Source organism: Pseudomonas protegens (assembly GCF_013407925.2).
In the GTDB taxonomy this organism is placed as follows: domain Bacteria; phylum Pseudomonadota; class Gammaproteobacteria; order Pseudomonadales; family Pseudomonadaceae; genus Aquipseudomonas; species Aquipseudomonas fluorescens_AP.
Window position 1 is genome coordinate 1,705,407 of the sequence record NZ_CP060201.1, and the last position, 26,018, is coordinate 1,731,424.

Here is a 26,018-nt window from a genome sequence, read left to right on the forward strand (position 1 = left end):
TGGAACGGATTACAGGCGCGACTCGGTGCCCAGTTCGTCCCACACCGATTCGGCCAGGTGGAAGGTCGCATTGGCCGCCGGGATGCCGCAGTAGATCGCGCTCTGCATGATCACTTCCTTGATCTCGCCACGGCTCACGCCGTTGTTGGCGGCGGCCCGCAGGTGCAGCTTGAGTTCTTCGTTGCGGTTCATGCCGATCAGCATGGCGATGGTGATCAGGCTGCGGGTGTGCCGCGGCAGGCCCGGACGGGTCCAGATATCACCCCAGGCGTGGCGGGTGATCATTTCCTGGAATTCCGAGTTGAACTCGTTCAGGGCATTAAGGCTGCGGTCGACATGGGCATCGCCCAACACCGCGCGGCGCACCTGCATGCCTTCGTCATAACGTTGTTTCTCGTCCACAAAGGGCTCCTTGAATCGAGGCTCAGGCCAGCAGGAATTCCACGACCCGGGCGCTGAACGCGTCGCCGGCCTGGACGTTGGACAGGTGCGCGGCATAGAACTCGGCGTACTCGGCGCCGGCCACGTGCTGCTGGATGAAGTGACTGCCGGAAGGCGGTGTCACGGCGTCGTCACTGCCGGCAATCACCAGGGTCGGCACCTTGATCGCGCCCAGCTGCTCGCGGAAATCCGCATCGCGCACCGCCGCACAGTTGGCGGCATAGCCTTGCGGCGACGTGGCGGCGAGCATGTCAGTGATCAGCTTGGCCTGGTCGGGATGGGCCTCGGCAAAGTCGGCGGTGAACCAGCGGGCGATGGAGGCATCACGCAGTGCCACCATGGCCGCCGGGCCGTCCCGCAGCACGGTTTCGATCCGCGGGTTCCACACCGAGGGCTCGCCGATCTTGGCGGCGGTATTGCACACCACCAGCTTGTGCAAACGCTCGCCGGCATTGATCCCCAGCCACTGGCCGATCAGGCCGCCCATGGACAGGCCGCAGAAATGCGCACGCTGGATATCCAGGGCATCGAGCAACGCCAGTACATCCCGGCCCAGTTGCTCGATGCTGTAGGGACCCTCGCTCACCAGCGAACGGCCATGGCCGCGGGTGTCCATGCGCAGCACCCGGAAGTGCCGGGTAAAGGCCGCCATCTGCTTGTCCCACATGTGCAGATCGGTGCCCAGGGAGTTGGACAGCACCAGTACCGGCGCGCCCTCTGGTCCTTCGAGTTGATAGTGCAGATCGCCCTCGGCGAGTTTCACGAATCCCACAGCAGTCTCCTTCAGGCCTTCAAGGCAAAATGTTCAGCCACGGCGCGCTCGACCCAGGCCTGGGCCTGACCGAGGTAATGCGCCGGGTCCATCAGACGATCCAGCTCTGGCGCCGACAGCTCGGCGCTGACCCGGGCATCGTCCGCCAATACCTCGCGCAGATGGCGTTGTTCGGCCACTGCGCGCTTGCAGCATTGTTCCAACAGGTGATGGGCGGTTTCCCGGCCCAGGCGCTGGGCCAGTTCAATGCTCACCGCTTCCGCCAGGACCAGGCCCTGGGTCAGGTCGAGGTTGCGCGCCATGCGGGCGCTGTCGACCTGCAGCCCTTCGGCCACCAGCAAGGCTTGTTGCAGCGCCCCGGACACCAGGCAGCAGATCTCCGGCAGGGTTTCCCATTCGGCGTGCCACAGGCCGAGGCTGCGCTCGTGCTCCTGGGGCATGGCGGCGAACATCGTCGCCAAGAGGCCCGGAACCCGGGTCGCGGCGCTGATCAGTACCGCCGCGCCCACCGGGTTGCGCTTGTGCGGCATGGTGGACGAACCGCCCTTGCCCGGTGCCGAAGGCTCGAAGACTTCCGCCGCCTCGGTCTGCATCAGCAGGCTGATATCGCGCCCCAGCTTGCCCAGGCTGCCGGCCAGCAGGCCCAGCACCGAAGCGAACTCCACCAGGCGGTCGCGCTGGGTGTGCCAGGGCTGCTCCGGCAGGCGGAGCTGCAGCTCCTCGGCCAGGGCCCGGGCAATCGGCAGGGCCTGCTCGCCCAGGGCCGCCAGGGTTCCGGAAGCTCCGCCAAACTGCAGCACCAGCAGGCGCGGCTTGAGTTGTTGCAGGCGTTCGCGGCTGCGGGTCACGGCCCCCAGCCAACCGGCGATCTTCATCCCCAGGGTCACCGGCGTGGCATGTTGCAGCCAGGTCCGGCCGGCCAGGGGTGTGTCGGCATAGCGCTGGGCCTGGGCCGCCAACAGGTCCCCCAGGCGATGCAGATCCTGCTCCAGCAACTGCATGGCGCGGCGCAGTTGCAGCACCAGCCCGCTGTCCATCACGTCCTGGCTGGTGGCGCCCAGGTGCACATAGCGTTCGGCCTCGGCATCGCCCTGGGCGATCTGCTTGCCCAGGGCCTTGACCAGGGGAATCGCCGAGTTGCCGGCCGTGGCAATCGCCTCGCCCAGGGCCTGGAAATCATAGAATTGCGCCTGGCAGGCCGCCTCGATAGGCGCCACGGCGCGCTGCGGAATCAGCCCGATCCGCGCCTCGGCCCGCGCCAGGGCCGCCTCGAAGTCGAGCATGGCCTGGACCCGCCCCTGGTCGCAGAACACGCCGCGCATTTCCCGGGCAGTAAAGTAGGCATCGAACAACTGGTTGCTCGCAGTCAGGGTCATAAACAGTCCTTAGCAAGCCTGCGCCCGAGCCGGGCGCAGGCACACAGGTCAAAGATCGTGGTGCAGGTAGGCCGCCTGTTTCGGCAGGCGCAGGCTGAACAGGAAGGCGATCGCCATCATCGCCGTGACGTACCAGTAGAAGGTGTTTTCCATGCCCATGTTCTTGAAGTTCAGGGCCACCCATTCCGCCGAGCCACCGAAGATCGCATTGGCCACCGCATAAGCCAAGCCCACCCCCAGCGCGCGCACTTGCGGCGGGAACATCTCGGCCTTCACCAGGCCGCTGATGGAGGTGTAGAAACTGACGATGGCCAGGGCCAGGGTGATCAGCACAAAGGCCAGGAACGGACTGGTGACGGTCTTCAGGGTCAGCAGGATCGGCACCGTGAACAGGGTGCCCAGGGCGCCGAACCAGAGCATGGAGTTCCGCCGGCCGATCTTGTCCGCGAGCATGCCGAACAGCGGCTGCATGCACATGTAGAGGAACAGCGCGCCGGTCATGATGTAGCTGGCGGTCTTGGCGTGCATGCCGGCGGTGTTCACCAGGTACTTCTGCATGTAGGTGGTGAAGGTGTAGAAAATCAGCGAGCCGCCGGCGGTGTAGCCCAGCACGGTGATAAAGGCCGCCGAGTGGTTCTTGAACAACGCGGCGATGCTGCCGGCGTCCTTGTTCTCGCGCATTTCCTTGCTGGTGGTTTCCTTCAGCGAACGCCGCAGCAGCAACGAGATGACCGCCGCGATGGCGCCGATCACGAACGGAACGCGCCAGCCCCAGGCCTTGAGTTCGCTCTCGTCGAGGAACTGCTGGAGGATCACCACCACCGACACCGCCAGCAGTTGCCCACCGATCAGGGTCACGTACTGGAAGGACGCGAAGAAACCGCGCTGGCCCTTGAGCGCCACCTCGCTCATGTAGGTGGCGGTGGTGCCGTATTCCCCACCCACCGACAGGCCCTGGAACAGCCGCGCCACCAGCAGCAGGAACGGCGCCCAGGCACCGATGCTGGCGTAGGTCGGCAGAAAGGCGATGACCAGGGAACCGGCGCACATCATCAGCACCGAGATCATCATCGAGTTCTTGCGCCCGTGGCGATCGGCGACCCGGCCGAACAGCCAGCCGCCGATGGGTCGCATCAAAAAGCCGGCGGCGAACACCCCGGCGGTGTTGAGCAACTGCACCGTGGGATCGTCGGAAGGGAAAAAGGCCGGGGCGAAGTAGATGGCGCAAAAGGCATAGACGTAGAAGTCGAACCATTCCACCAGGTTGCCGGAGGAGGCGCCGACAATGGCAAAGATCCTTTTGCTGCGCTCCTCGGCGGTGTAGTGACTTGTCGTTGTAGTCATGGTTTTTCACTCGTGGGGGACAGTGTGAGTCTAGACACACTTGGCAACATTCCCGTTCCCCGTGGATAGCGCCCTGCCCGCTCCCGGGCAGGGGTCAATCGACCCTGTCAACCTGTAACGGCTGTAGCCGCTGCCGAGCCACGGCGAGGCTGCGAAAAGGCCCGAAGAGCCTTGCTTGGCCCTCTCTCGCCAAGCTCGCTGCGACCTCAGAACCCCGCGTCCCTTCGGGCCGTTCGCAGCCTGCGGCAGCGGCTACACCGTGCTCGGGCTCAGTAGTCGAAGAACACGGTTTCGGCGTCGGTGCCCTGGAGGATCACGTTCCACTGATAGCGGCCCTCGGCATCGGCCTTGGCCAGCAAGGTGCCGCGGCGTTCCTCGGGTACGCAGGCCAGCAGCGGGTCGCCGGCGTTGGCCGGCTCGCCGTCGAAGTAGATCCGGGTCAGCAGGTGCTTGACCAGGCCACGGGCGAACACCAGCACCACCAGGTGCGGTGCCTGGGTCGTGCCCTTGAGGCCCGGCACGGTGCCCGGCTTGATGGTGGTGAAGCGAAAGCGCCCTTCGGCGTCCACTGGCACCCGGCCAAAACCCTGGAAGTGCGGATCCAGGGGTTTGTCCTGCTCGTCCTCGCCATGGCGGTACTTGCCCGCGGCGTTGGCTTGCCAGACTTCCAGCATCGCGTCGTTGACGAAGTGGCCGTTGCCGTCCACCACCTGGCCGGTGATTGCCACTCGCTCGCCCAGGGTGCCTGCTTCGGTCAGGTCCTCGCGGTTCAGCCAGGTCAGGCCGATGTGGTAGTAGGGGCCGACGGTATGGGAGGTAGTCGCGGTCAGGGTCATGTCATTTCTCCATCGGCGTGGCATCGCGGCCGCGCAGGACGATGTCCCAGCGGTAACCGAGGGCATAGGAAGGGATGGTTTTCTCCAGGTCGAAGCTGGCGATCAGGCGTTCCTTGGCACGGGTGTCCGGCACGCAGTTGTAGATCGGGTCATATTCCAGCAGCGGGTCGCCGGGGAAATACATCTGGGTCACCAGACGGGTGAGGATGCTTGGGCCGAACAGCGAGAAATGGATATGCGCCGGACGCCAGGCATTGTGGTGGTTGCCCCAGGGGTAGGCGCCGGGCTTGATGGTCTGGAACTGATACCAGCCGTCGGCATCGGTCACGGTACGCCCGGTGCCGGTGAAATTCGGATCCAGCGGCGCATCGTGCAGGTCGCGGTCGTGGTTATAGCGACCGGCGGCGTTGGCCTGCCAGATCTCCACCAGGATGCCCGGCACCGGCAGGCCGTTTTCGTCCAGCACGCGGCCGTGGATGATGATCCGCTCGCCCTGGGGCTGGCCTTGGTGCTGGGCTGTCAGGTCGTTGTCACGCTCCTGGATCGACTCGGCGCCGATGCTCGGGCCGGTGATTTCCGACAGCGAATGGGGCAGGAACACCAGCGGCTTGGACGGCGAGCGGGTGTTGGTCGACTGGTAGGCCGGGTGCAGATAATCAGGCTGAGTGCCCGCTTGCGGGCGCCGGTAACCGGGCTTGTCACTCATGGTGGTTCCTCGTTCTCTTCTTATATAAGGCAGGCAGTCAGACGCGCTCGATGGCCAGCGCCAGCCCTTGGCCGACACCCACGCACATGGTCGCCAGGCCTTTTTTACCGCCGCTCTTTTCCAATTGATGCAGGGCCGTCAGCACCAGGCGCGCACCGCTCATGCCCAGTGGATGGCCCAGGGCAATGGCGCCGCCATTGGGGTTGACCTGTGGCGCGTCGTCGGCCAGGCCGAGTTCGCGCAGCACCGCCAGGCCCTGGCTGGCGAAGGCTTCGTTGAGTTCGATCACGTCGAAATCGCTGACCGCCACGCCCAGGCGCTCGATCAACTTGCGCACCGCCGGCACCGGGCCAATGCCCATCACCCGTGGCGCCACTCCGGCGCTGGCCATGCCCAGCACCCGCGCGCGCGGGGTCAGGCCATGCTTCTTGACCGCTTCGGCCGATGCCAGGATCAGCGCCGCGGCGCCGTCGTTGACCCCGGAGGCGTTGCCGGCGGTGACGGTCTTGTCCGGCCCGTTGACCGGCTTGAGTTTGCCCAGGGCTTCCAGGGTGGTGTCGGCGCGCGGATGCTCGTCCTGCTCAACCACTGTCTCGCCCTTCTTGTGGGCGATGCGCACCGGGACGATTTCCTCGGCGAAGAACCCGGCGGCCTGGGCCGCGGCGGTGCGCTGCTGGCTGCGCAGGGCAAAGGCGTCCTGGTCGGCGCGGGACACCTTATAGTCGTCCGCCACGTTGTCCGCGGTCTGCGGCATGGCGTCCACGCCGTACTGGGCTTTCATCAGCGGGTTGATGAAACGCCAGCCGATGGTGGTGTCTTCCAGCTTCATGTTGCGCGAGAAGGCAGCATCGGCCTTGCCCATGACAAAGGGCGCGCGGGACATGGACTCGACGCCGCCGGCGATTGCCAGTTCCATCTCGCCGCTGGCAATGGCGCGGAACGCGGTGCCGATGGCGTCCATGCCCGAGGCGCAGAGACGGTTGAGGGTAACGCCGGGCACGCTGTCCGGCAGGCCCGCCAGCAGCAGCGCCATGCGCGCCACGTTGCGGTTGTCCTCGCCGGCCTGGTTGGCGCAGCCGAGGAACACCTCGTCCACGGCGCTCCAGTCCACGCTCGGGTTGCGTTCCATCAAGGCCTTGATCGGCACCGCCGCCAGGTCGTCGGCACGCACGGCCGAGAGGCCGCCGCCGAAACGGCCGATGGGGGTACGAATGGCATCACAGATAAAGACGTCGCGCATCAGGCTTCTCCAGGTGCTTGGCCGTGGGCCGCGGCGGTGCGCGCTTCCAGGTCACGCAGGGCGGTCAGTTCGACTTCGGTAGGCGCAGCCGTCTCGGCCACGTGCTCGGCGAAACGGATCGGCCAACCGGTGGCGGCCACCACCTGCTCGCGGGTCACGCCCGGGTGCAGCGAGGTGACGATGAATTCGTGGGTGCCGGCTTCCGGCTCCATGATGCACAGGTCGGTGATGATCCCCACCGGACCGGCACCGGGCAGGCCCAGGCGCTTGCGCGAATCGCCGCCCTCGCCGTGACCGACGGAGGTGATGAAGTCCAGCTTGTCGACGAAGGAGCGCGAGGACTGCTTGAGGATGATCAGCACGCTTTTCGCCGAGCCGGCGATTTCCGGAGCACCGCCGGCGCCCGGCAGGCGCACCTTGGGCCGGTGGTAATCACCGACCACGGTGGTGTTGATGTTGCCGAAACGGTCGACCTGGGCCGCACCGAGGAAACCCACGTCGATGCGCCCGCCCTGCAGCCAGTAGCGGAAGATCTCGCCGGTCGGCACCACGGTGTCGGCGGTTTCCGCCAGCTCGCCGTCACCGATGGACAGTGGCAGCACGCTGGGCTTGGCGCCGATCGGGCCGGACTCGTAGATCAGCACCACATCCGGCGAAGAAGTCAGGCGCGCGAGGTTAGCGGCCTTGGACGGCAGGCCGATGCCGACGAAGCACACCGAGCCGTTCTGCAGGCGACGGGCCGCGGCCACGGTCATCATTTCATTGGTGGAGTAGGTCATTACTGGGCCTCCGAAGCTGCGGCCAGCTTGGCCTGGAATTCGCTGAAGTCGGCACTGCCGCGGATGTATTCGTTGATCCAGGCGGTGAAGGTCTCACGGTCGCGGGCGATCGGATCCCAGGCCTGGTAGAAGCGGTTGTCGCGCTCGGAATAACCGTGGGCGTAGGACGGATGGGCACCGCCCGGCACATGGCAGACCGCGCTCAGGGCCCAGGTCGGCAGTACGCAGGCGTTCATCGGGGCGTTCAGGTCATCGACGATTTCCTCGACGGTGACGATGCAGCGCTTGGCGGCCAGGGCGGCTTCCTTCTGCACACCCAGGATCCCCCACAACAGCACGTTGCCCTTGCGGTCGGCTTTCTGCGCGTGGATCACCGTGACATCGGGGCGTACCGAAGGCACCGCCGCCAGCACTTCACCGGTGAAGGGGCAGGTCACGGTCTTGATCAGCGGGTTGACCTTGGGCAGGTCGGAGCCGGCGTAGGCGCGCAGCACCGCGAATGGCAGGCCCGAGGCACCGGCCACATAGGCGTTGGCCAGGTCGGCATGGCTGTGCTCTTCGATTTCCAGCGGCTGTGGCCACTGTTTTTCCACAGCATCGCGCAGGCGATGCAGGGAGCCCACGCCCGGGTTGCCGCCCCAGGAAAAAATCAGCTTGCGAGCGCAACCGGCACCGATCAACTGGTCGTAGATCAAGTCAGGGGTCATGCGCACCAGGGTCAGGTCTTTCTTGCCTTGGCGGATGATTTCATGACCTGCGGCCGTAGGAATCAGGTGGGTGAAGCCTTCGAGCGCGACGGTGTCACCGTCGTTGACGAATTGCTTCACCGCGTCGTGCAGCGAAAGGATTTCAGCCATGGATGGGGTCTCCCGATTGTTATTCAGCGACTGGAGAAAAAGGCGCTCTGGGCGCGCCGCAGTGACTGAAGATTAAGCGGGAGGCAGACCCCAAACAATCCGATAATCGACTGAGTGTTCGATTATCGAACGCATTGTTGCATGGCTATCGATTACTGCTCCTGCGCCCCGAAACAGCCTTGCGGGCCGGCTGTGGCCGCCACCGCAAGCTGCAATGCGCTTCGCGGCATCTTGCGATGGGCCTTCAGGAGCAGCGGGCCCTACGGGCCCGGTCGCAGCCAGCGGCAGCGGCTACAGGGCGAGATGCCGTCAGGTCGCGTCCGCGTGGCTGACCATGCCCTTGATCACCACGGCGGTGGTGGCCAGGGCCGCCGGAATCACCAGGGCGGTCAGTACCTGTTCGAAGTTCCAGCCCAGGCCCAGCAGGGTCGCCCCCATCCAGGCGCCGAGGATGGCACCGAAACGGCCGATGCCGAGCATCCAGGACACCCCGGTGGCCCGCCCCTGGGTCGGGTAGAAACGCGCCGCCAGGGATGGCATCGCCGATTGCGCGCCGTTGACGCACATGCCGGCGATCAGCACCAGGGTGGCAAGCAAGGTGATATTACCCAGGCTCTGACCCACCGCGTAGGCAAAGACCCCGGCCAGCAGGTAGAAACAGCCGATCACCTTGTGCGGATTGAAACGGTCCATGGCCCAGCCCACGGCGACCGCGCTGAGCACCCCGCCGAACTGGAACAGGGCGCCGATAAAGGCTGCCTGCTCCATGCTAGCGCCGCTGTCGCGCATCAGGGTCGGCAGCCAGCTGGTCAGCAGGTAGACGATCACCAGGCCCATGAAATAGGTCAGCCACAGCAGCAAGGTGCCCACGCTGTAAGTGCCGGAGAAGATCACCGCAAAGACGTTGCGCGCCTTCACCGTCTTCTGCTCGGGCACGCTGAAACTGCCGGCCTCGCCGACGATGGCCGGAGCTATCGGCATCAGCGTCTTGCGCACCCTGTCGGTGCCGCGATTGCGCACCACCAGGTAACGCGCCGACTCCGGCAACCAGACCACCAGCACCAGGGCCAGGATCAACGGCAGGATTCCGCCAATCAGCAGCAGGCTGTGCCAGCCAAAGGCCGGGATCAGCTTGGCGGAAATGAAGCCGCCGCCGGCCATGCCCAGGTTGAAACCGCAGAACATGCTGGTCACCAGCAGCGACTTGTGGCGCTCGGGGGTGTATTCCGACAGCAGCGTGGTGGCGTTGGGCATGCCCGCCCCCAGGCCCAGGCCGGTGAGAAAGCGCAGGACCAGCAACTGATCGACATTGCTGCTATAGGCCGATGCCAGGCTGAAGGCGCCGAACAACAGCACCGCCCCTACCAGCACCACCTTGCGCCCGAAACGGTCGGCCAGGGGCCCCGAACCCAGGGCGCCGAAAACCATGCCGATCAACGCGGCGCTCATCACCGGGCCGAGGCTGGCGCGGTCGATGCCCCAGTCCTGGGACAGCGCCGGGGCGATGAAGCCCATGGCGGCGGTGTCCAGGCCATCGAGGAAGACAATCAGGAAACACAGGATCACCACGCGCCACTGATAACGGGACAGCGGCTGGGCATTGATGAAGGACTGCACATCGAGGCAGTTACCTACAGCGGATTGAGGTTGATTCATTGTTGTTATTTCCACACTAAAACGCAGGCGAACAAAGGCCGCCAAAGGCTGAACAGGTCACGTAGAAAGGGTGGAGTCAATCAGGCGATTCGGGCGGGACGGCAGGAACGGTCACGGCAACGACGCAGGGAAAGCATGCTCATGAGTTGGCCTCTTCATTATTATTGGACGGGTCATCGGCCGCAGACCGGCAATGCCGGCTGGCCGCCGATGACGCTGCCGCGACATTAATGAGCCAGGGGAAACAGCGTCAATTCGTCAAAGGCGGATCTGTGCGTTTATCGAACAGCTTAGGCAAACAGCTGGGCGCTCAGATCGCGGCTGGCGCTCAGCAGGCCGGGCAGAAAGCGCTGTTCCAACTCGGCGCGGCTGACCCGGCCGGCGTGGGTGCTGACGTTCAATGCTGCCAGCACCTGGCCCGAGGCGTCGTACACTGGCACCGCGATGGAGCGCAGCCCCTGCTCCAGCTCCTGGTCGACGATGCACCAGCCTTGCTGACGCACTTGTTGCAAGCACTCCAGCAAGGCTTCGGGGGTATGCAGGGTACGGCTGGTCTTGGCCTGCAGGTCGGCGTGCTCCAGGTACTCATGCAGCGAAGAGTCGTCCAGGGCCGCCAGCAGGATGCGCCCCATGGACGTGCAATAGGCCGGCAAGCGCCCTCCTACCGACAAGTCCACGGAAATCAGGCGCTGGGTGGTGGCGGAACGGGCGATGTAAAGAATGTCGTCACCTTCCAGAGTGGCCATGTTGCAGGCTTCGTGGAGCTGCTCGCTCATGCGGTCCAGGTAGGGTTGCGCGGAAACCGCCAGGGGCGTCGACGACAGGTAGGCGTGCCCCAGGGTCAGCACCTTGGGCAGCAGCGAATAGGTGCGCCCATCCGTGGTGGCATAGCCCAGCTTGATCAGGGTGTGCAGGCAACGACGCACGGCGGCCCGGGGAATTTCCGTGCGGTGGCTGATCTGGGCGATGGTCAGGTGGCGCTTGCGCTCCTGGAAGGCCTGCACCACTGCCAGGCCGCGGGCCAGAGAAGTCATGAAATCCGGGTCACCGGTCAATGCCTGAATCCTCTTCGCCGCCGAAGCCACGATCGGCGGCGCCACTGAGGTAAAGGAATTACGCATCTGATCGTTCATTTCAGGTTCCCTGCGACAAAATTCGGCCGTATTACAAGCCGTATTGGAGAGACAGCACAAGCTGCCACCAGCAACATTGGGCGATTATCGAACCGGCGACCGATAATCGCAATCTGCCGCGCTTAGAGGCGCTATCCTCCATCGCCACTCTTTTATTGCAAAAACTCATAGTAATAATCGCGAGCCGAAGGTTGCCTTGTGCAATGCTTTTTGCATTCGCCACTTGTATAAAGAGCGGCGGCGCCCCATCTAGAGTTCCATTGGTGGAGTACGAAAATAGGAAGCGTCGTGTAGGAAGTGTTTAGAACTTCCGTGTCACAAAATACTCACAATGAAGTTGGCTATTTTAAACTTGCCGCCCATAGAGTTATTCTTCGCCACGGCTATACTCCACGAGCGAGGAACACGGAGTGCGTCCCGCTCCCACTTCGCCCAGGTGACTCCAGGCGGTAATCGATCACCTGCCGCAAGCGCTTGACCTCAAACCGGATTCGGCCAATCCGCTTGCAACAAACAACACTGTTGCTACGACAGTTGTTCTCATCCGGTGACGTGGCCGCATGCAACAAAAGGCACGCTAGAACGGATCAGGAATCGGCAGTCCTACAGGCTCGATTCCGATTCTTACAGTCGCCCACAGGCAATGCGTTGCACCGGAATGGACCTTTACTCAATTAGGTAACACTGTGACGAAAGACGAACTGCGCGCGGAACTTGAGCGCCAGGAACAACGTTACAAGGAAGTTTACGGCGGCGAGATCACCCGCTATGCCGCCCAGCCAGAACCGGAACGCAAACCTTGGCGCAAACGCGCAACTATTCGCGATCAGGCGTTCACTCAAGAACTGCAAAAGATGGAAAAAGAGCTCAAGGCCGAACAGCCATGATGCTGACGGCCTGACTCTCATAGGGCTTGCTCGCTGGTCCGCACGATGATCTCGGCGGCCTGGCAGACCCTTGATGCTCGCCACCCCGGGCCCTGCGCCACCTTGTCCCATCAGGACCAGAATTGGCCCCGGCAGGCCCTTTCGCTGAAATTTCTTACGACCGTTTGAACCTTTGTGTCACGCCGGTCGAGCCCGCGCTCATCGTGCTCAAGCCCAATAAATTCAATGGTTTGCCAGACCCGACGAGAATCGACAAAAACTCTGCTCTGGGTCAGTTTTTTCGTTGAAGAATGTTACCGGTGAGCACCTTGTGCATTGATTACCAGGGTTTTCTGGCATAATCGCGCCCCCTTATGACCGGGTCAGAAAACCTTCATGATCGATTTATTCAGCGGACTGGATGCTTGGGTGCTTGTGAGCCTCTTGCTCGCCCTGGCTTTTGTCCTCGCCTACGAGTTCATCAACGGCTTTCATGACACCGCTAATGCGGTTGCCACTGTTATCTACACCAAAGCCATGCCGCCGCATCTGGCCGTATTCTTTTCCGGTGTATTCAATTTTCTCGGTGTACTGCTGGGCGGCGTCGGCGTGGCCTATGCCATCGTCCACCTGCTGCCGGTGGAACTGCTGATCAATGTCAACACCGGCCACGGTCTGGCCATGGTCTTCTCGCTGCTGGCGGCGGCCATCGCCTGGAACCTGGGCACCTGGTATTTCGGCATCCCGGCCTCCAGTTCCCACACCCTGATCGGCTCGATCCTCGGTGTCGGCCTGGCCAACGCCCTGCTCAACGACATTCCCCTGGGCGACGGCGTGAACTGGCAGAAAGCGATCGATATCGGCGCTTCCCTGGTGTTCTCGCCAATGGCCGGCTTCCTGATTGCCGCCCTGGTGCTGATCGGCCTGAAATGGTGGCGGCCGATCTCCAAGATGCACAAGACCCCGGAACAGCGGCGCAAGGTCGATGACAAGAAGCACCCACCATTCTGGAACCGCCTGGTACTGGTGATCTCGGCCATGGCCGTGAGCTTCGTCCACGGTTCCAACGACGGTCAGAAAGGTATTGGCCTGATCATGCTGGTGCTGATCGGTATCGTCCCCGCGCAGTTCGTGCTGGACCTCAACAGCACCACCTACCAGATCGAGCGGACCCGTGACGCGACCCTGCACCTGAGCCAGTTCTACGAGCGCAACCACGACTCCCTGGGCGAATTCCTGGCCCTGGGCAAGAGCGTGAAAGACGACCTGCCGGGCAAGTTCCGCTGCAATCCGCAACAAACCGAGCCGACCATTGCCGCCCTGCTGAGCAGCCTCAAGGGTGTCGCCGATTACCACTCGCTGTCGCCGGAAAGCCGCATCGAAGTGCGTCGCTACCTGCTGTGCCTGGATGACACGGCGAAGAAGGTGGGCAAACTGCCGGACCTGGCTGCCCGTGAAAAGGCTGACCTGGACAAGCTGCGCAAGGACCTGACCGCCACCACCGAGTACGCACCGTTCTGGGTGATCCTGGCGGTGGCCCTGGCACTGGGCCTGGGCACCATGATCGGCTGGAAGCGCGTGGTACTGACCATTGGCGAGAAGATCGGCAAGCAGGGCATGACCTACGCCCAGGGCATGTCGGCGCAGATCACCGCCGCGGGCCTGATCGGCCTGGCGAACATCTTCAGCCTGCCGGTGTCCACCACCCACGTGCTCTCCTCCGGCGTGGCCGGGACCATGGTCGCCAACAAGAGCGGCCTGCAAGGCGGTACGGTGAAGACCATCCTCCTGGCCTGGGTGCTCACCCTGCCGGCCACGGTGGCCTTGTCGGCCGGCCTGTTCTGGGCGGCCTCGAAGGTCCTCGGCAGCTGATCCAGCCGCTCGACAACAAAAAAGGTGCGCCCCCCGGGACGCACCTTTTTTTATGCCGCAAACTTTTCGACAGGCAAAAAAAAGGGCAACCGAAGTTGCCCAAAATGCCTTGCGTGCTCGTTGCTCTGGAGAGACTTAAGGTTTTTTACGCTTATTCGCGTCTTTCCAGATAAAGAATCCAAACCCTGCGAAAAACAGAACCATGAGGCCGACAGTCAGCACTCCGGCGATCACCACATTGTCGAAAAACATGACTGGCCTCCTGCTCTTGCCCTGTTGCGATGGGGCTAAGTTAACCAAACAGGCGGCGGGGAAAATTGACCGGGGTCAATGTCGCCCATGGGTAGGCGCAAGGAAGGGGGAATAACTGACCTGTATCAACAAAAAAGCGCCCTGTTCAGCGCTTTTTCGGTTTGTTTTTCGGTTTTTTCTTGGCTTTGCCCAGCGGCATGGCCTGTTCGAATGCCTGGCGCACTTCGTTCAGGCGCTTTTCATTCAGATCATGTACGCGCTTGGCGCGCTCGGCGTTCAGGTCGATCAGCTTGTCGTCTTGATTCATGGTTTGGCTGGCATCACTGGAGGTCAATATCAACCGCACTGCGACAGGATGCAGAGCGGCCCTGGCGGATGTGCCAATAATGCGGCGTGACGCCGCACCTGACCAGTGATCAGACCGGCACAGAGGCAATAAAGTCGCTGCCGCGAAGAGTTTTTATCCGCACAATGGCCCTTTGCGAACCGCCCCACGGAGCCTGATGTGGAAATGCCCAAGCACCTGCCGCCGCTATTGGCCCTGCGCGCATTCGAGGCCGTGGCCCGCCACCTGAGCTTTATCAAGGCGGCTCGGGAGCTGTGCGTGAGCCAGAGCGCGGTCAGCCATCAAGTGCAGAAACTCGAACAGCACCTGGGGCAACGCCTGTTCATACGTCGCACTCGTGCCATCGACCTGACTGCCACCGGCGACAGCTACTACCGACAGATTCGCCCAGCCCTGGAGCAGATCGCCCAAGCCACCCAGGCGCTGCTTGCCCCACCTCGGCAGCCAGTGCTGCGCATTGGTCTGCTGGCGTCCTTCGCCACCTTGTGGCTGGCGCCTCGCCTGGCGGACTTCAGCCGCCGTCATCCGCAGATCCAGTTGGAATTGCAACCGGCCATCGACCTGGCGGATGTCGCCGGCGCCGAGGTCGACCTGGCCATTCGCTACGGCAAGGGCAACTGGCCGAAGGTCCGGGCCAGGCGTTTTCTCGCCGAGCAGTTGTCACCAGTCTGCAGCCCTGGCTTCAAAGCCACTGCCCTGGCCAACGGCCCCTTGCTGATGGCTCGCTCCCATCAACCCTTCGAATGGGATGACTGGAGCAGGCAACAGGCTATGGACCTGTCCTCCCACCCCAGCGTGATGCTGCACGACTACAACATCGTGGTGGAGGCCGCCGTGGCCGGCCAGGGCATCGCCATGGGGCGCCGCCAGTTGATCCAACGTCACCTGGCCCAGGGCAGCCTGGTGGATGCCTTCGACCTGCCGCCCTTGTGCAGCCAGATCGGCTACTGGCTGGTGACCGCTGAAGGACAGTCGAATCCTGCACTTGACTGCTTTGTTCAGTGGCTGCTGGAGCAAGGGCTCGACCCATGAGAAATTCAGATACGTCGGATTAGATCTATCCGTTTGTCGCTCCTGGACTGAACGCTGATGCTGCAGGCCTTGCATCCGAGGACTTCCCATGAGCGACTCCCTGAAACACCGCGTACAGCAACTGGGGCTTGAACTGCCCGCCCCCAGCCAGCCGATCGCCAACTACGTCAACCATGTACGCAGCCAGAACCTGCTGTTCATCTCCGGACAGATTCCCTTGCTACAGGGCCAACCGACCCTGCAGGGCCGTCTCGGCGAGAACCTGACGGTGGAGCAAGGCACCCAGGCCGCCGAACTCGCGGCCCTGGCCTTGCTGGCCCAGTTGAGCGCGGCCCTGGACGACGACCTGTCGCGGCTGCAGCGCATCAGCCGGCTCGGTGTATTCATTGCCGCCAGCGCCGATTTCCAGAGCCATGGCATCGTGGCCAATGGCGCCTCCAACCTGCTGGTCAACGTCCTGGGCGAGAAAGGCCGGCATGCACGCACTGCAGTGGGCGTGGCCAGCCTGCCCGCCGGGGTCGCCGTGGAGGTCGACGCGATCTTCGAACTCAAGCCATGAGCCCCCTGGACCCAGCGCACCTCGCCCGTCTGCGCCTTGCCACACCCGGCTGCGCCCAGGTCTGCCACTTCAACCACGCGGGGGCTTCATTGCCCAGCCAGGGCACCCTGGACGCCATGCTCGGGCAACTGCAACGGGAAGCCAATCAAGGGCCGATGGAGGCCGCCATCACTGGCGCACAGCTGCAGGAACAGGCCCGTGAGGCCGCGGCCCGGCTGCTCAATACCAGTCCCGCCGCAATCGCCTTTGCCAGCAGCGGCTCGGCAGCCTGGGGCATGGCCTTCAGCGCCCTGCCGTCGTGGCAAGCGGGCGACCGGATTCTGCTGGGACGCCACGAATGGGGTGGCAACCTGGCCTGCCTGGCCCAGGCCGCAAGCGCCGGCGCCCAGCTGGAAGTCATCCCCTGCGACCGCCATGGCGCGGTTTCGGTGCAGGCCCTGGAATCCATGCTCGACTCCCGCGTGCGCCTGATCGCCCTGACCTGGCTGCCGGCCAACGGCGGCTTGATCAATCCGGCCGCCGCCGTCGGCCAACTGGCGCGAAATTGGCGCATTCCCTATTTCATCGACGCCGGCCAGGCCCTGGGGCAACTGCCCTGCGATGTACAGGCGCTGGGGTGCGACGTGCTCAAAGGCGCAGGACGCAAATACCTGCGCGGGCCACGAGGCACGGCCCTGCTCTACGTCAGGCCGGGTTTCCTGGAACAGTTACAGCCATTGCCGCGGGATGTCTTGTCAGCCCCCTGGAACGGCCAGGGCTTCAGCTTGCGAGATGATGCGCGGCGCTTTGAAACCAGCGAAGTTTCGCTGGTGCTGTTGGCGGGGCTGGCCAATGCCCTGGAGGAACTCAACGGCATCGGCATCGAAGCCATTCACCAGCGAATCCAGACCCTGAGCGACAGGCTGCGCCGCGAGCTCGACCGCCTGCCCGGCCTGCAGCGCCATGACCTGGGCGTCGCCGGGCAGCAGTCAGGCCTGATTGCCTTCACCCTCAAGGGCTGGGACTGTTTTGCGTTAAAGGAAGCGTTGGCTCGCAGGGGCATCACTATCGGCGCCAACGGTGTGGCCTACACCCCGCTGGACATGCAGGCCCGGGGCCTGACCCAGATTGCCCGGATCGCCTTGAGCCACTTGAATACAGAAGCGGAAATCCAGCGCCTGCTGGAGGCGCTGACCGAACTGGCCGGACGCGGCCCTACAGGCTAGACCTGCACGTCCACCCACAAGCCCTGGCGCGGGGCATCTTCGATCAGCGGTGCCACCGGCACGGTGTTGTCGGCGTTCAACTCGTCCCCCGGCACGGCCAGGTGCTGCTCGGGATCATCATCGGCCTCACGCTTGCGCCGCTGTTTTTCCTGCTGGCGCTGCTGCTCTTCGCGCAAGAGCAGGGCCGACTGCTCGGCGTCGCGCTTTTGCAGGTCGATGGTGCTTTCATTGGAGCTTTCCTGCACCGGCACCACCGGCGGAATGTCCGGACGCTGCCGGACCGGATCCTGCTGGGAGGTGATGGGCACGGCACTCAAGGGGAGCATCGGTGGCAGCATGTTATTGGTCTCCTGTCGGCAGGCTGTCGGCTGCGGCATGGGCGACTTGAGCCATCGGTCGCAAAACTGTGACCCAGTCGTCAGCCAATAGTGCCCGGCGCCCCGACGAACGCACGCTGTACGCTACCTTTTAATCCAGGGGTTTTTATCAGAGTTCTTTGGACTGGAAGCGTCGTTCCGTTAAGATAGTCGGCTTTTTCAAAGCGGGAGTCAGGCAGCATGGCGCAGCAGTATCAACCGGGGCAACGCTGGATTAGTGACAGCGAAGCCGAGCTGGGTTTAGGCACCGTTCTGGCACAGGACGGTCGCTTGCTGACCGTGCTCTATCCGGCCACTGGCGACACCCGCCAGTATGCGCTACGGAATGCGCCCCTCACTCGTGTGAGGTTCTCTCCAGGGGACAGCATCACCCACTTCGAAGGCTGGAAAATGACCGTTCAGGAAGTCGACGACGTCGATGGCCTGCTGGTCTACCACGGCCTCAACGGGCAGAACGAAGCCGTCACCCTGCCGGAAACCCAACTGTCGAACTTCATTCAGTTCCGTCTGGCCAGCGACCGTCTGTTCGCCGGGCAGATCGACCCGCTGGCCTGGTTCTCCCTGCGCTACCACACCCTGGAACACACCAGCCGCCAGCTGCAATCCTCGCTCTGGGGCCTGGGTGGCGTGCGTGCCCAACCCATCGCCCACCAGTTGCACATTGCCCGTGAAGTCGCCGACCGCATAGCGCCGCGGGTCCTGCTGGCGGACGAAGTGGGCCTGGGCAAGACCATCGAAGCCGGCCTGGTGATCCATCGCCAACTGCTCTCGGGCCGTGCCAACCGGGTGCTGATCCTGGTTCCGGAAAACCTCCAGCACCAATGGCTGGTAGAAATGCGCCGGCGCTTCAACCTGCAAGTGGCACTGTTCGACGAAGAGCGCTTTATCGAAAGCGATGCCAGCAACCCGTTCGAAGACACCCAGCTGGCCCTGGTGGCCCTGGAATGGCTGGTGGACGACGAAAAGGCCCAGGACGCGCTGTTCGCCGCCGGTTGGGACCTGATGGTCGTCGACGAAGCCCACCACCTGGTGTGGCACGAAGATCAGGTCAGCCCGGAATACGCCCTGGTGGAACAGCTGGCCGAAACCATCCCTGGCGTGCTGCTGCTGACCGCGACCCCGGAACAACTGGGCCAGGACAGCCACTTCGCCCGCTTGCGCCTGCTGGACCCGAACCGTTTCCACGACCTCGCGGCCTTCCGCGCCGAGAGCGAAAACTACCGCCCGGTGGCCGAAGCGGTGCAGGAGCTGCTGGATAAAGGCCGCCTGTCCGCCGAAGCGCACCAGACCATCCACGGCTTCCTCGGCAATGAAGGCGAAGCCCTGCTGGCCGCGGTCAACGACGGCGACAGCGAAGCCAGCGCACGCCTGGTGCGCGAGCTGCTGGACCGCCACGGCACCGGCCGCGTGCTGTTCCGCAACACCCGCGCCGCGGTGCAGGGCTTCCCGGAGCGCAAGCTGCACGCCTACCCGCTGCCGTGCCCGGACGAATACCTGGAACTGCCCCTGGGCGAACACGCCGAGCTGTACCCGGAAGTCAGCTTCCAGGCCCAGCCTGAAGCCAGCGACGAAGAACAGCGCTGGTGGAAATTCGACCCGCGGGTCGAGTGGCTGATCGACCAGCTGAAGATGCTCAAGCGCACCAAGGTCCTGGTGATCTGCGCCCACGCGGAAACCGCCATGGACCTGGAAGACGCCCTGCGCGTGCGTTCCGGGATCCCGGCCACGGTGTTCCATGAGGGCATGAACATCCTCGAACGCGACCGCGCCGCCGCCTACTTCGCCGACGAAGAGTTCGGCGCCCAGGTGCTGATCTGCTCGGAAATCGGCAGTGAAGGCCGCAACTTCCAGTTCGCCCACCACCTGGTGCTGTTCGATCTGCCGTCGCACCCGGACCTGCTGGAGCAGCGGATCGGCCGTCTCGACCGGATCGGCCAGAAACACGTGATCGAACTGCACGTGCCGTACCTGGAAACCAGCCCGCAAGAGCGCCTGTTCCAGTGGTACCACGAAGCCCTGAACGCCTTCCTCAACACCTGCCCGACCGGCAACGCCTTGCAGCACCAGTTTGGCCCGCGCCTGCTGCCGCTGCTGGAAAACGCCGACGACGGCGAATGGCAAGCGCTGATCGACGAAGCCCGTGGCGAGCGTGAACGCCTGGAAGCCGAGCTGCACACCGGCCGCGACCGCCTGCTGGAGCTCAACTCCGGCGGCGCCGGCGAAGGCGATGTGCTGGTGGAAGCCATCCTTGAGCAGGACGACCAGTTCGCCCTGCCGATCTACATGGAAACCCTGTTCGACGCCTTCGGCATCGACAGCGAAGACCACTCGGAAAACGCCCTGATCCTCAAGCCCAGCGAGAAGATGCTCGATGCCAGCTTCCCCCTGGGCGACGACGAAGGCGTGACCATCACCTACGACCGCAATCAGGCGCTGTCCCGCGAGGACATGCAGTTCATCACCTGGGAGCACCCGATGGTCCAGGGCGGCATGGACCTGGTGCTGTCCGGCTCCATGGGCAACACCGCCGTGGCGCTGATCAAGAACAAGGCGCTCAAACCCGGCACCGTGCTGCTTGAGCTGCTGTACGTCAGCGAGGTGGTCGCTCCACGCTCGTTGCAACTGGGTCGCTACCTGCCGCCGGCCGCCCTGCGCTGCCTGCTGGATGCCAACGGCAACGACCTGTCGCCACGGGTGGCCTTCGAAACCCTCAACGACCAGCTCGAAAGCGTGCCCAAGGCCAGCGCCAACAAGTTCATCCAGGCCCAGCGCGACCAGCTGGCGCCGAAGATCAACGCCGGTGAAGCCAAGGTTGCGCCACGCCACGCCGAGCGTGTGGCTGAAGCGAAACGTCGCCTGGCCGCCGATACCGATGAAGAGCTGGCGCGCCTGACCGCCTTGCAAGCGGTCAACCCGACCGTGCGTGACAGCGAGCTGGTGGCCTTGCGCAAGCAACGGGAACAGGGTCTGGCGATGCTGGATAAAGCCGCCCTGCGTCTGGAAGCGATCCGGGTGCTGGTGGCGGGCTGATTGCCCGGCTCCACTGGCTCGACAAAAGGCCCGCATCGTGCGGGCCTTTTTTTTAAGCTCAGACCGCCAGCGCACCCGCCCCCGGCGCGGCCAGCGCCAAACCGTCTTTCATGCGCTGGGAGTCATCGACAAAGCAACGGGCGGCCTGAAACAGAAACAGCAGGGTCAGGAACAGCGCCACCGGAATCAGGTACATGGCGTCGTGCAGGCCGATGGCCTTGAACTCCTCGGTCATCAGCTCGGCACCGGCGGCGTACATCGCCGAGTGGGCGAAATGGTCCGATAGCGCGCCGACCACCACCGGTCCCAGGCCGCCGCCCAGCAAGTACAGGCCGGCGAAGAACAAGGCCATGGCGGTGGCCCGCAAGCGCGGTTCGACCACATCCTGCAGGGCGGTGTAGACGCAGGTGTAGAAGTTGTAGGCAAACAGCCAGCCGATACTGAATACCGCAACGAACACCCCGATCTCGACGCGCCCGGCATGCAGCGCCCAGGCGGTGGCCAGGGTCGAGATGATCAGGCTGCAGGCGGCGAACAGCAGGCGACCGTTGGCAATCCGCTGATGGATCTTGTCGGCGAACCAGCCGCCCAGGGTCAGCCCCACCAGCCCGGTGACCCCGACAATCAGCCCGGTGGCCATCGCTGCCTCCTGCAAGGGCATGAGGAAGTAACGCTGGAGCATCGGCACCAGGAACGAGTTGCAGGCGTAGGTGGCGAAGTTGAAGGTCAGCCCGGCCAGGGTCAGCCAGAGAAAGGTCGGAATCGCCAGCACCCGGCGGATCGGTCGGTCGATGGGTACCTGCGCCACCTTCACCGTTTCCGCGGCGCCGCGCTTGGGCTCCTTGATGAAGAACATGAACACCGCCAGCACCAGCCCCGGCACCGCGGCAATGAAGAACGGCGCTCGCCAGCTGTCGAAGGCCTTGACCATGGCTCCGATGGTGAAGAACGCCAGCACCAGCCCCAGGGGCAGGCCGAGCATGAAGATCCCCATGGCCCGAGCCCGGCGATGGGCTGGAAACAGATCGCCAATCAGCGAGTTGGCCGCCGGCGCATAGCTGGCTTCGCCGATGCCGACCCCCATGCGCACCAGCAGGAAGCTCCAGAAACTGCCGACCATGCCGTTCACTGCGGTGAGTCCGCTCCACACCGCCAGCCCCCAGCCCATCAGTTTGCTGCGCGAGCCGGTGTCGGCCAGGCGCCCCAGGGGCAAGCCGGCGATGGCGTAGACGAGGGTGAAGGCGGTGCCGATGATCCCCAGCTGAAAATCGCTCAAGTGCCATTCCATGCGGATCGGCTCGATGATGATGGCGGGGATGGTGCGATCGAAGAAGTTGAACAGGTTTGCCAAAAACAACAGGAACAGAATGCGCCAGGCATTTGCCGCTTGAGTCGAGTTATCCATGAGTCGATCTCTTTATTGTTATTCGGCCAGACACAAGCGAGCCTGGAAGCTGCAATCTAGTCAGGCCCGGGGCAACTGTCTGTGATCATTCGCCAGCCTGATATGGACCCATCGCAGCCAGGCGTCCGGGCCCGGCCCCAAGGCGCCGCCCCCGGCATCGGCAAATCCGCCACAGCCCCCGTTACCCGGGCGTTTCCCAGTCTTTTCAAGGGTTTGGCCGAGGCTGAAAAAATACCTCGCGCCCCCCCTTCCCATGGCCGTTGGGAAGCCTAGAATAGCCGCCTGCCTGCCCCCTTTACCCTTCTCTTTCCCTTTGAATACGCCCATGTCCGAAGCCAGTCCGTGTCTGAATTGCGGTGCCTGCTGTTCATACTTTCGTGTGTCTTTTTTCTGGGGCGAATGCGCCTCATCCGGTGGCACGGTCCCCGATGATCTGGTGCAGAGCATCAATCCCACGCGGGTGGCCATGCTCGGCACCGACTGCAAGTCGCCGCGCTGCATCGCCCTTGAAGGCGAGGTCGGCCAGCGTGTGAGCTGTTCAATTTATGAACAGCGCTCCAGCCCGTGCCGGGAGTTCGAAGCCTCCTGGGCCGACGGCCAGCACAACAGTGATTGCGACGCTGCTCGCGCGGCCTTCGGCCTCGCGCCACTGGACCCCATCGATCACGAACCCTGGTTCGAGAAAAGCGCTTAGCACCATTGGCGATAGCGCCCATAAGCAAATCATTGGCACCCACATGCCACCTCCCATTGCAGCCACCGGGTGCCTTCTATACTCCAAGCACTCGTTGGCGCGCGGGTCCGCCGACATTCTATGACTCAGAGATGGGCATGCTATGGACTGGCTGGGTCTGCATTTCATCAGCGAGCTTCCAGACAGTGGGCAGGTGGTCCTGCACTGCACTCATAACCCGGTCCTGGTGCTATTGGCCTACCTGGTGGCCTGCGCCGCCAGCTTCGCGACCCTGGACATGGCCGAACGCGTCAGTCACGTCGAGCAACCTTCCAGTCAACGCCTGTGGCGCTGGGTCGGCGCCTGCTGCCTGGCCGGCGGTATCTGGAGCATGCACTTCATCGGCATGCTGGCGTTCGAAGCGCCGCTGAAGATTCACTACGCCCTGCCAGCGACCCTGTTGTCCCTGCTCATCGCCCTGATTGCCGCCTGGCTGGCGATGAACACCCTGAGCCATAAGCAGTTGCCTTTGTGGCGCTGCGCTATTGCCGCGATCTGGATCGGCCTGGGCATCAGCGGCATGCACTACGTCGGCGTCTCGGCCATGCGCTCCAGCGCCAGCCTGTATTACCAGCCGCTGCTCATGGGCCTGTCGCTGCTGCTGGCGATCGCCTGCAGCCTGGCGGCGCTGCTGCTGTCCCGGCACCTGCGCGAGGGCAGCGGGATGTTCCATCAACTGCTCAAGTACGCCAGCAGCCTGTTGCTGGGCGGCGGCATCGTGCTGATGCACTTCACCGGCATGTGGTCCATGACCCTGGTGTTGCCCGCCGGCAGCCCGGTGGTCACGGCGATTCCCAACGAGCACCTGCAACTGGGCCTGACCCTCAGCGTGATCATCCTGCTGATCATCGGCAGCGGCATCAGCGCGGCCCTGGCGGACAAGAAACTGCAGCACAAGGAACGCGACCTGCGCCGGGTCAACGCCTTGCTCTCGCAACTGGACCAGGCGCGGATGTCCCTGCAGCAGGTGGCCCACTACGACGCCCTGACCAACCTGATCAACCGCCGCGGCTTCAACCAGCTGTTCGCGGAAAGACTCATGGAGAAGACCCGATACGGCGGCATGCTGGCGGTGATGTTCCTCGACATCGACCATTTCAAGCGCATCAACGACAGCCTGGGCCACGACGCCGGCGACGAGTTGCTCAAGGTCATCGCCCGGCATATCAAGAGTTCCACCCGCAGCCATGAAGACGTGGTAGCCCGCCTCGGCGGCGACGAGTTCTGCATTCTCATCAGTCTGAATGAGCGCGATGAGGCGCGGCACATGGCCCAGCGCATCATGCACAGGATGAAGGAGCCGATCGAGCTCGGCGGCCGGCGCATGGTCATGACCACCAGCATCGGCATCAGCGTCTTCCCCGATGACGGCAAGACCTGCGAGGAACTGCTGAAAAACGCCGACCTGGCGCTCTATCAATCCAAAGACTCCGGGCGCAATACCCTGCATTTCTTCAATACCAGCCTCAAGACCCGGGCCACCCTGGAGCTGCAGCTGGAAGAGGAACTGCGCAACGCCCTGCGCGATGATCAAGGGCTGCAGCTGTACTACCAGCCGATCTACGACCTCAAGCGCGCCAGGGTCACCAAGCTCGAAGCCCTGATCCGCTGGCAACACCCGCAGCACGGGCTGCTGAGCCCGGATCGCTTCATCAACATCGCCGAAGCCAACGGCATGATCGCCGAACTGGACAACTGGGTGCTGCGCAAGGCCTGCCAGGACCTGAGCCAGCTCTCGCAACAGGGGCGCGGCGAGCTGAAGATCGCGGTCAACTGCTCGGCCCTGAACCTGACGCGCGAGGCCCTGGCCACGGAAATCGAAAGCGCCCTGCGCGATGCCCGGGTGGCGCCGCAGCGCCTGGAGCTGGAGGTCACGGAAAACGCCCTGATGGGCAACATCGCCAGCACCCTGGCGCTGCTCCAGCAGATCCGCGACCTGGGTGTATCGCTGTCGATCGACGACTTCGGCACGGGCTATTCGTCCCTGGCCTACCTCAAGCGCCTGCCGCTCAACACCCTGAAGATCGATCGCTCGTTCATTCAGGACATCCCCTATTCAACCCAGGACATGGAGATCGTGCAGGCGATCATCGTGATGGCCCACACCCTGCACCTGCAGGTGGTCACCGAGGGGGTCGAGACCCTGGAGCAACAGCGTTTCCTGGAATGCTACGGCTGCGACTACCTGCAGGGCTATCTGCTCAGCCGCCCGGTGCCGCTGGCGGATCTGCACCGGGTGCTGGATGAACTGGACCGGCTCAATCCACCGCTGCCGGATCCCGGTACAGGCGGATCAGGGTCGCCGGATCCTGCTCCAGGTAGCCCTGTGCTCCATGCAGGCGCATCAACTGTGCAGCTAATCCGCTGATGGGGGTCGCCGAACCCTGCTCCCGGGACAACTTCACCGCGCCATCCAGGTCCTTGAGCAAGGTCCGCACATGCCACTTCACCGGCTCGAAACGGCTCTCGGCCATTTGCGGAGCGAGAATCTGCAAGGGTTTCGAGTCGGCAAAGCCACCGGCCAGGGCCTCGGCGATGAGTCTGGCATCCACGCCCGAACGCTCGGCCAGGGCCACCACTTCGGCGATCACCAGGGCGTTGCAGGCGACGATCATCTGGTTGCAGGCCTTGGTCACCTGACCGGCGCCCACCGCGCCCATGTGCGTAACCCGCTGCCCCAATGCCAGCAACACCGGGCGTACCCGCTCAACATCTGCCGCCTCACCACCAACCATGATCGCCAGGCTGCCGGCCTCGGCGCCCGGGGTACCGCCGGAAACCGGGGCGTCGACCCAGGCCATGCCGGTGTCTCGAGCCAGGGCCGCAGCCATGTCCCGGGTGGCGCTGGGCTCCAGGCTGGACAGGTCCAGCAGCAGTTGCCCGGCCCGGGCGCCCTGGGCGACGCCATCGACACCAAACACCACCTCGCGCACCACCTCGGTATTGGCCAGGCACAGCAGCACCAGATCGGCGTGTTCACACAGTTGCGCCGGTGTGGCCACTTGTCGCGCCCCGGCGGCCACCAGGGGCGCGCATTTCTGCGGATTGCGGTTCCATACCGTCAGCGGATAGCCCGCCGCCAGCAGGCGGCGGCACATGGGCAGCCCCATCAGGCCGATCCCGGCAAACCCGAGTGAAGGTAACGCTGACATCATATTGCCCCCATTTGATTAAAGATCGTCGAATACTGGCCGATTCATC

General features: G+C 63.9%; 24 protein-coding genes. 8 read left to right on the forward strand and 16 right to left on the reverse strand.

Annotation, left to right across the window (positions count from 1 at the left end; genetic code table 11):
• Positions 1-9: 9 nt before the first annotated feature.
• The 11 genes from pcaC to pcaR form a co-directional block, all read right to left on the reverse strand.
• Complete coding sequence (gene pcaC / locus GGI48_RS08020; RefSeq protein ID WP_016965122.1) at positions 10-402, reverse strand: 4-carboxymuconolactone decarboxylase; 393 nt, start codon at positions 400-402, stop codon at positions 10-12.
• Positions 403-424: 22 nt separating this feature from the next.
• The gene (pcaD, locus tag GGI48_RS08025) at positions 425-1,213 is read right to left on the reverse strand and encodes a 3-oxoadipate enol-lactonase (protein ID WP_179597796.1); all 789 of its coding nucleotides are present in this window, start codon (positions 1,211-1,213) and stop codon (positions 425-427) included.
• An 11-nt stretch (positions 1,214-1,224) separates the two neighbouring features.
• Positions 1,225-2,589 carry a 3-carboxy-cis,cis-muconate cycloisomerase gene (locus GGI48_RS08030; RefSeq protein ID WP_179597798.1) on the reverse strand — a complete coding sequence of 455 codons (1,365 nt, stop codon included), beginning with the start codon at positions 2,587-2,589 and terminating at the stop codon, positions 1,225-1,227.
• Positions 2,590-2,637: 48 nt separating this feature from the next.
• Positions 2,638-3,933: an MFS family transporter gene (locus tag GGI48_RS08035; RefSeq protein ID WP_016965119.1), complete on the reverse strand. Its 1,296-nt coding sequence runs from the start codon at positions 3,931-3,933 to the stop codon at positions 2,638-2,640.
• Positions 3,934-4,202: 269 nt separating this feature from the next.
• On the reverse strand, positions 4,203-4,769 hold the full coding sequence (pcaG, locus tag GGI48_RS08040; protein WP_016965118.1) for a protocatechuate 3,4-dioxygenase subunit alpha: 567 nt from the start codon (positions 4,767-4,769) through the stop codon (positions 4,203-4,205).
• Position 4,770: 1 nt separating this feature from the next.
• The gene (gene pcaH, locus GGI48_RS08045) at positions 4,771-5,475 is read right to left on the reverse strand and encodes a protocatechuate 3,4-dioxygenase subunit beta (RefSeq protein WP_016965117.1); all 705 of its coding nucleotides are present in this window, start codon (positions 5,473-5,475) and stop codon (positions 4,771-4,773) included.
• 37 nt (positions 5,476-5,512) lie between these two features.
• Positions 5,513-6,718 (reverse strand): 3-oxoadipyl-CoA thiolase, encoded by a 1,206-nt coding sequence (gene pcaF, locus GGI48_RS08050; RefSeq protein WP_179601952.1) that lies wholly within the window; start codon positions 6,716-6,718, stop codon positions 5,513-5,515.
• Positions 6,715-7,494 (reverse strand): CoA-transferase subunit beta, encoded by a 780-nt coding sequence (locus tag GGI48_RS08055; RefSeq protein ID WP_179597800.1) that lies wholly within the window; start codon positions 7,492-7,494, stop codon positions 6,715-6,717. Before GGI48_RS08055 ends, pcaF begins: the two co-directional genes overlap by 4 nt.
• A complete protein-coding gene (locus GGI48_RS08060; protein ID WP_047284229.1) occupies positions 7,494-8,351 on the reverse strand; it encodes a CoA transferase subunit A in 858 nt (285 codons plus the stop codon). The genes GGI48_RS08055 and GGI48_RS08060 overlap by 1 nt, the downstream gene beginning before the upstream one ends.
• 309 nt (positions 8,352-8,660) lie before the next feature.
• Positions 8,661-10,007: an MFS transporter gene (locus GGI48_RS08065; RefSeq protein WP_103739581.1), complete on the reverse strand. Its 1,347-nt coding sequence runs from the start codon at positions 10,005-10,007 to the stop codon at positions 8,661-8,663.
• A 290-nt stretch (positions 10,008-10,297) separates the two neighbouring features.
• Positions 10,298-11,140, reverse strand: coding sequence for a pca regulon transcriptional regulator PcaR (pcaR, locus tag GGI48_RS08070; protein ID WP_016962563.1), 843 nt, complete (start codon positions 11,138-11,140; stop codon positions 10,298-10,300).
• Positions 11,141-11,826: 686 nt separating this feature from the next.
• On the opposite strand from pcaR, the gene GGI48_RS08075 reads away from it, so the two are divergent.
• Complete coding sequence (locus GGI48_RS08075) at positions 11,827-12,027, forward strand: hypothetical protein (protein ID WP_016962562.1); 201 nt, start codon at positions 11,827-11,829, stop codon at positions 12,025-12,027.
• A 375-nt stretch (positions 12,028-12,402) separates the two neighbouring features.
• Positions 12,403-13,878: an inorganic phosphate transporter gene (locus GGI48_RS08080; protein WP_047302230.1), complete on the forward strand. Its 1,476-nt coding sequence runs from the start codon at positions 12,403-12,405 to the stop codon at positions 13,876-13,878.
• 135 nt (positions 13,879-14,013) lie between these two features.
• Here the strand turns inward: GGI48_RS08080 and ccoM are convergent, their stop codons facing one another.
• Both ccoM and GGI48_RS08085 read right to left on the reverse strand, forming a co-directional pair.
• Complete coding sequence (ccoM, locus tag GGI48_RS31330; protein ID WP_015634423.1) at positions 14,014-14,130, reverse strand: cytochrome c oxidase subunit CcoM; 117 nt, start codon at positions 14,128-14,130, stop codon at positions 14,014-14,016.
• Positions 14,131-14,275: 145 nt separating this feature from the next.
• Positions 14,276-14,437 (reverse strand): hypothetical protein, encoded by a 162-nt coding sequence (locus GGI48_RS08085; RefSeq protein WP_162884110.1) that lies wholly within the window; start codon positions 14,435-14,437, stop codon positions 14,276-14,278.
• Positions 14,438-14,641: 204 nt separating this feature from the next.
• On the opposite strand from GGI48_RS08085, the gene GGI48_RS08090 reads away from it, so the two are divergent.
• The 3 genes from GGI48_RS08090 (at position 14,642) to GGI48_RS08100 (ending at position 17,272) form a co-directional block, all read left to right on the forward strand.
• Positions 14,642-15,508, forward strand: a complete 867-nt coding sequence (locus GGI48_RS08090) for a LysR substrate-binding domain-containing protein (RefSeq protein WP_080963004.1) — start codon at positions 14,642-14,644, stop codon at positions 15,506-15,508.
• A gap of 88 nt (positions 15,509-15,596) precedes the next feature.
• Positions 15,597-16,067 (forward strand): RidA family protein, encoded by a 471-nt coding sequence (locus tag GGI48_RS08095; protein ID WP_179597802.1) that lies wholly within the window; start codon positions 15,597-15,599, stop codon positions 16,065-16,067.
• Positions 16,064-17,272 (forward strand): aminotransferase class V-fold PLP-dependent enzyme, encoded by a 1,209-nt coding sequence (locus tag GGI48_RS08100; RefSeq protein WP_179597804.1) that lies wholly within the window; start codon positions 16,064-16,066, stop codon positions 17,270-17,272. The genes GGI48_RS08095 and GGI48_RS08100 overlap by 4 nt, the downstream gene beginning before the upstream one ends.
• On the opposite strand, the gene GGI48_RS08105 is transcribed toward GGI48_RS08100, so the two are convergent.
• A complete protein-coding gene (locus tag GGI48_RS08105; RefSeq protein ID WP_016962557.1) occupies positions 17,269-17,610 on the reverse strand; it encodes a hypothetical protein in 342 nt (113 codons plus the stop codon). The two genes, GGI48_RS08100 and GGI48_RS08105, sit on opposite strands and share 4 nt — an antisense overlap.
• A 219-nt stretch (positions 17,611-17,829) precedes the next feature.
• On the opposite strand from GGI48_RS08105, the gene rapA reads away from it, so the two are divergent.
• A complete protein-coding gene (gene rapA / locus GGI48_RS08110) occupies positions 17,830-20,679 on the forward strand; it encodes an RNA polymerase-associated protein RapA (RefSeq protein ID WP_179597806.1) in 2,850 nt (949 codons plus the stop codon).
• A gap of 58 nt (positions 20,680-20,737) precedes the next feature.
• Here the strand turns inward: rapA and GGI48_RS08115 are convergent, their stop codons facing one another.
• Positions 20,738-22,084 (reverse strand): spinster family MFS transporter, encoded by a 1,347-nt coding sequence (locus GGI48_RS08115; RefSeq protein WP_179597808.1) that lies wholly within the window; start codon positions 22,082-22,084, stop codon positions 20,738-20,740.
• 325 nt (positions 22,085-22,409) lie between these two features.
• Here GGI48_RS08115 and GGI48_RS08120 point away from each other — a divergent pair, with 325 nt between their 5' ends.
• Both GGI48_RS08120 and GGI48_RS08125 read left to right on the forward strand, forming a co-directional pair.
• Positions 22,410-22,778 carry a YkgJ family cysteine cluster protein gene (locus GGI48_RS08120; protein WP_047302217.1) on the forward strand — a complete coding sequence of 123 codons (369 nt, stop codon included), beginning with the start codon at positions 22,410-22,412 and terminating at the stop codon, positions 22,776-22,778.
• A 142-nt stretch (positions 22,779-22,920) separates the two neighbouring features.
• A complete protein-coding gene (locus GGI48_RS08125) occupies positions 22,921-25,185 on the forward strand; it encodes a putative bifunctional diguanylate cyclase/phosphodiesterase (RefSeq protein WP_179597810.1) in 2,265 nt (754 codons plus the stop codon).
• Here the strand turns inward: GGI48_RS08125 and GGI48_RS08130 are convergent.
• Complete coding sequence (locus tag GGI48_RS08130) at positions 25,076-25,972, reverse strand: NAD(P)-dependent oxidoreductase (RefSeq protein WP_179597811.1); 897 nt, start codon at positions 25,970-25,972, stop codon at positions 25,076-25,078. The genes GGI48_RS08125 and GGI48_RS08130 overlap by 110 nt on opposite strands.
• Between the last annotated feature and the right edge of the window lie 46 nt (positions 25,973-26,018).

Bases quoted from the DNA above. Each gene is read 5' to 3' on its own strand.
- GGI48_RS08030 (WP_179597798.1), bottom strand. From the start codon at position 2,589: ATGACCCTGACTGCGAGCAACCAGTTGTTCGATGCCTACTTTACTGCC.
- GGI48_RS08035 (WP_016965119.1), bottom strand. From the start codon at position 3,933: ATGACTACAACGACAAGTCACTACACCGCCGAGGAGCGCAGCAAAAGG.
- pcaG (WP_016965118.1), bottom strand. From the start codon at position 4,769: ATGACCCTGACCGCGACTACCTCCCATACCGTCGGCCCCTACTACCAC.
- pcaH (WP_016965117.1), bottom strand. From the start codon at position 5,475: ATGAGTGACAAGCCCGGTTACCGGCGCCCGCAAGCGGGCACTCAGCCT.
- GGI48_RS08055 (WP_179597800.1), bottom strand. From the start codon at position 7,494: ATGACCTACTCCACCAATGAAATGATGACCGTGGCCGCGGCCCGTCGC.
- GGI48_RS08060 (WP_047284229.1), bottom strand. From the start codon at position 8,351: ATGGCTGAAATCCTTTCGCTGCACGACGCGGTGAAGCAATTCGTCAAC.
- GGI48_RS08065 (WP_103739581.1), bottom strand. From the start codon at position 10,007: ATGAATCAACCTCAATCCGCTGTAGGTAACTGCCTCGATGTGCAGTCC.
- pcaR (WP_016962563.1), bottom strand. From the start codon at position 11,140: ATGAACGATCAGATGCGTAATTCCTTTACCTCAGTGGCGCCGCCGATC.
- GGI48_RS08080 (WP_047302230.1), top strand. From the start codon at position 12,403: ATGATCGATTTATTCAGCGGACTGGATGCTTGGGTGCTTGTGAGCCTC.
- ccoM (WP_015634423.1), bottom strand. From the start codon at position 14,130: ATGTTTTTCGACAATGTGGTGATCGCCGGAGTGCTGACTGTCGGCCTC.
- GGI48_RS08085 (WP_162884110.1), bottom strand. From the start codon at position 14,437: ATGAATCAAGACGACAAGCTGATCGACCTGAACGCCGAGCGCGCCAAG.
- GGI48_RS08090 (WP_080963004.1), top strand. From the start codon at position 14,642: ATGCCCAAGCACCTGCCGCCGCTATTGGCCCTGCGCGCATTCGAGGCC.
- GGI48_RS08095 (WP_179597802.1), top strand. From the start codon at position 15,597: ATGAGCGACTCCCTGAAACACCGCGTACAGCAACTGGGGCTTGAACTG.
- GGI48_RS08100 (WP_179597804.1), top strand. From the start codon at position 16,064: ATGAGCCCCCTGGACCCAGCGCACCTCGCCCGTCTGCGCCTTGCCACA.
- GGI48_RS08105 (WP_016962557.1), bottom strand. From the start codon at position 17,610: ATGCTGCCACCGATGCTCCCCTTGAGTGCCGTGCCCATCACCTCCCAG.
- rapA (WP_179597806.1), top strand. From the start codon at position 17,830: ATGGCGCAGCAGTATCAACCGGGGCAACGCTGGATTAGTGACAGCGAA.
- GGI48_RS08115 (WP_179597808.1), bottom strand. From the start codon at position 22,084: ATGGATAACTCGACTCAAGCGGCAAATGCCTGGCGCATTCTGTTCCTG.
- GGI48_RS08120 (WP_047302217.1), top strand. From the start codon at position 22,410: ATGTCCGAAGCCAGTCCGTGTCTGAATTGCGGTGCCTGCTGTTCATAC.
- GGI48_RS08125 (WP_179597810.1), top strand. From the start codon at position 22,921: ATGGACTGGCTGGGTCTGCATTTCATCAGCGAGCTTCCAGACAGTGGG.
- GGI48_RS08130 (WP_179597811.1), bottom strand. From the start codon at position 25,972: ATGATGTCAGCGTTACCTTCACTCGGGTTTGCCGGGATCGGCCTGATG.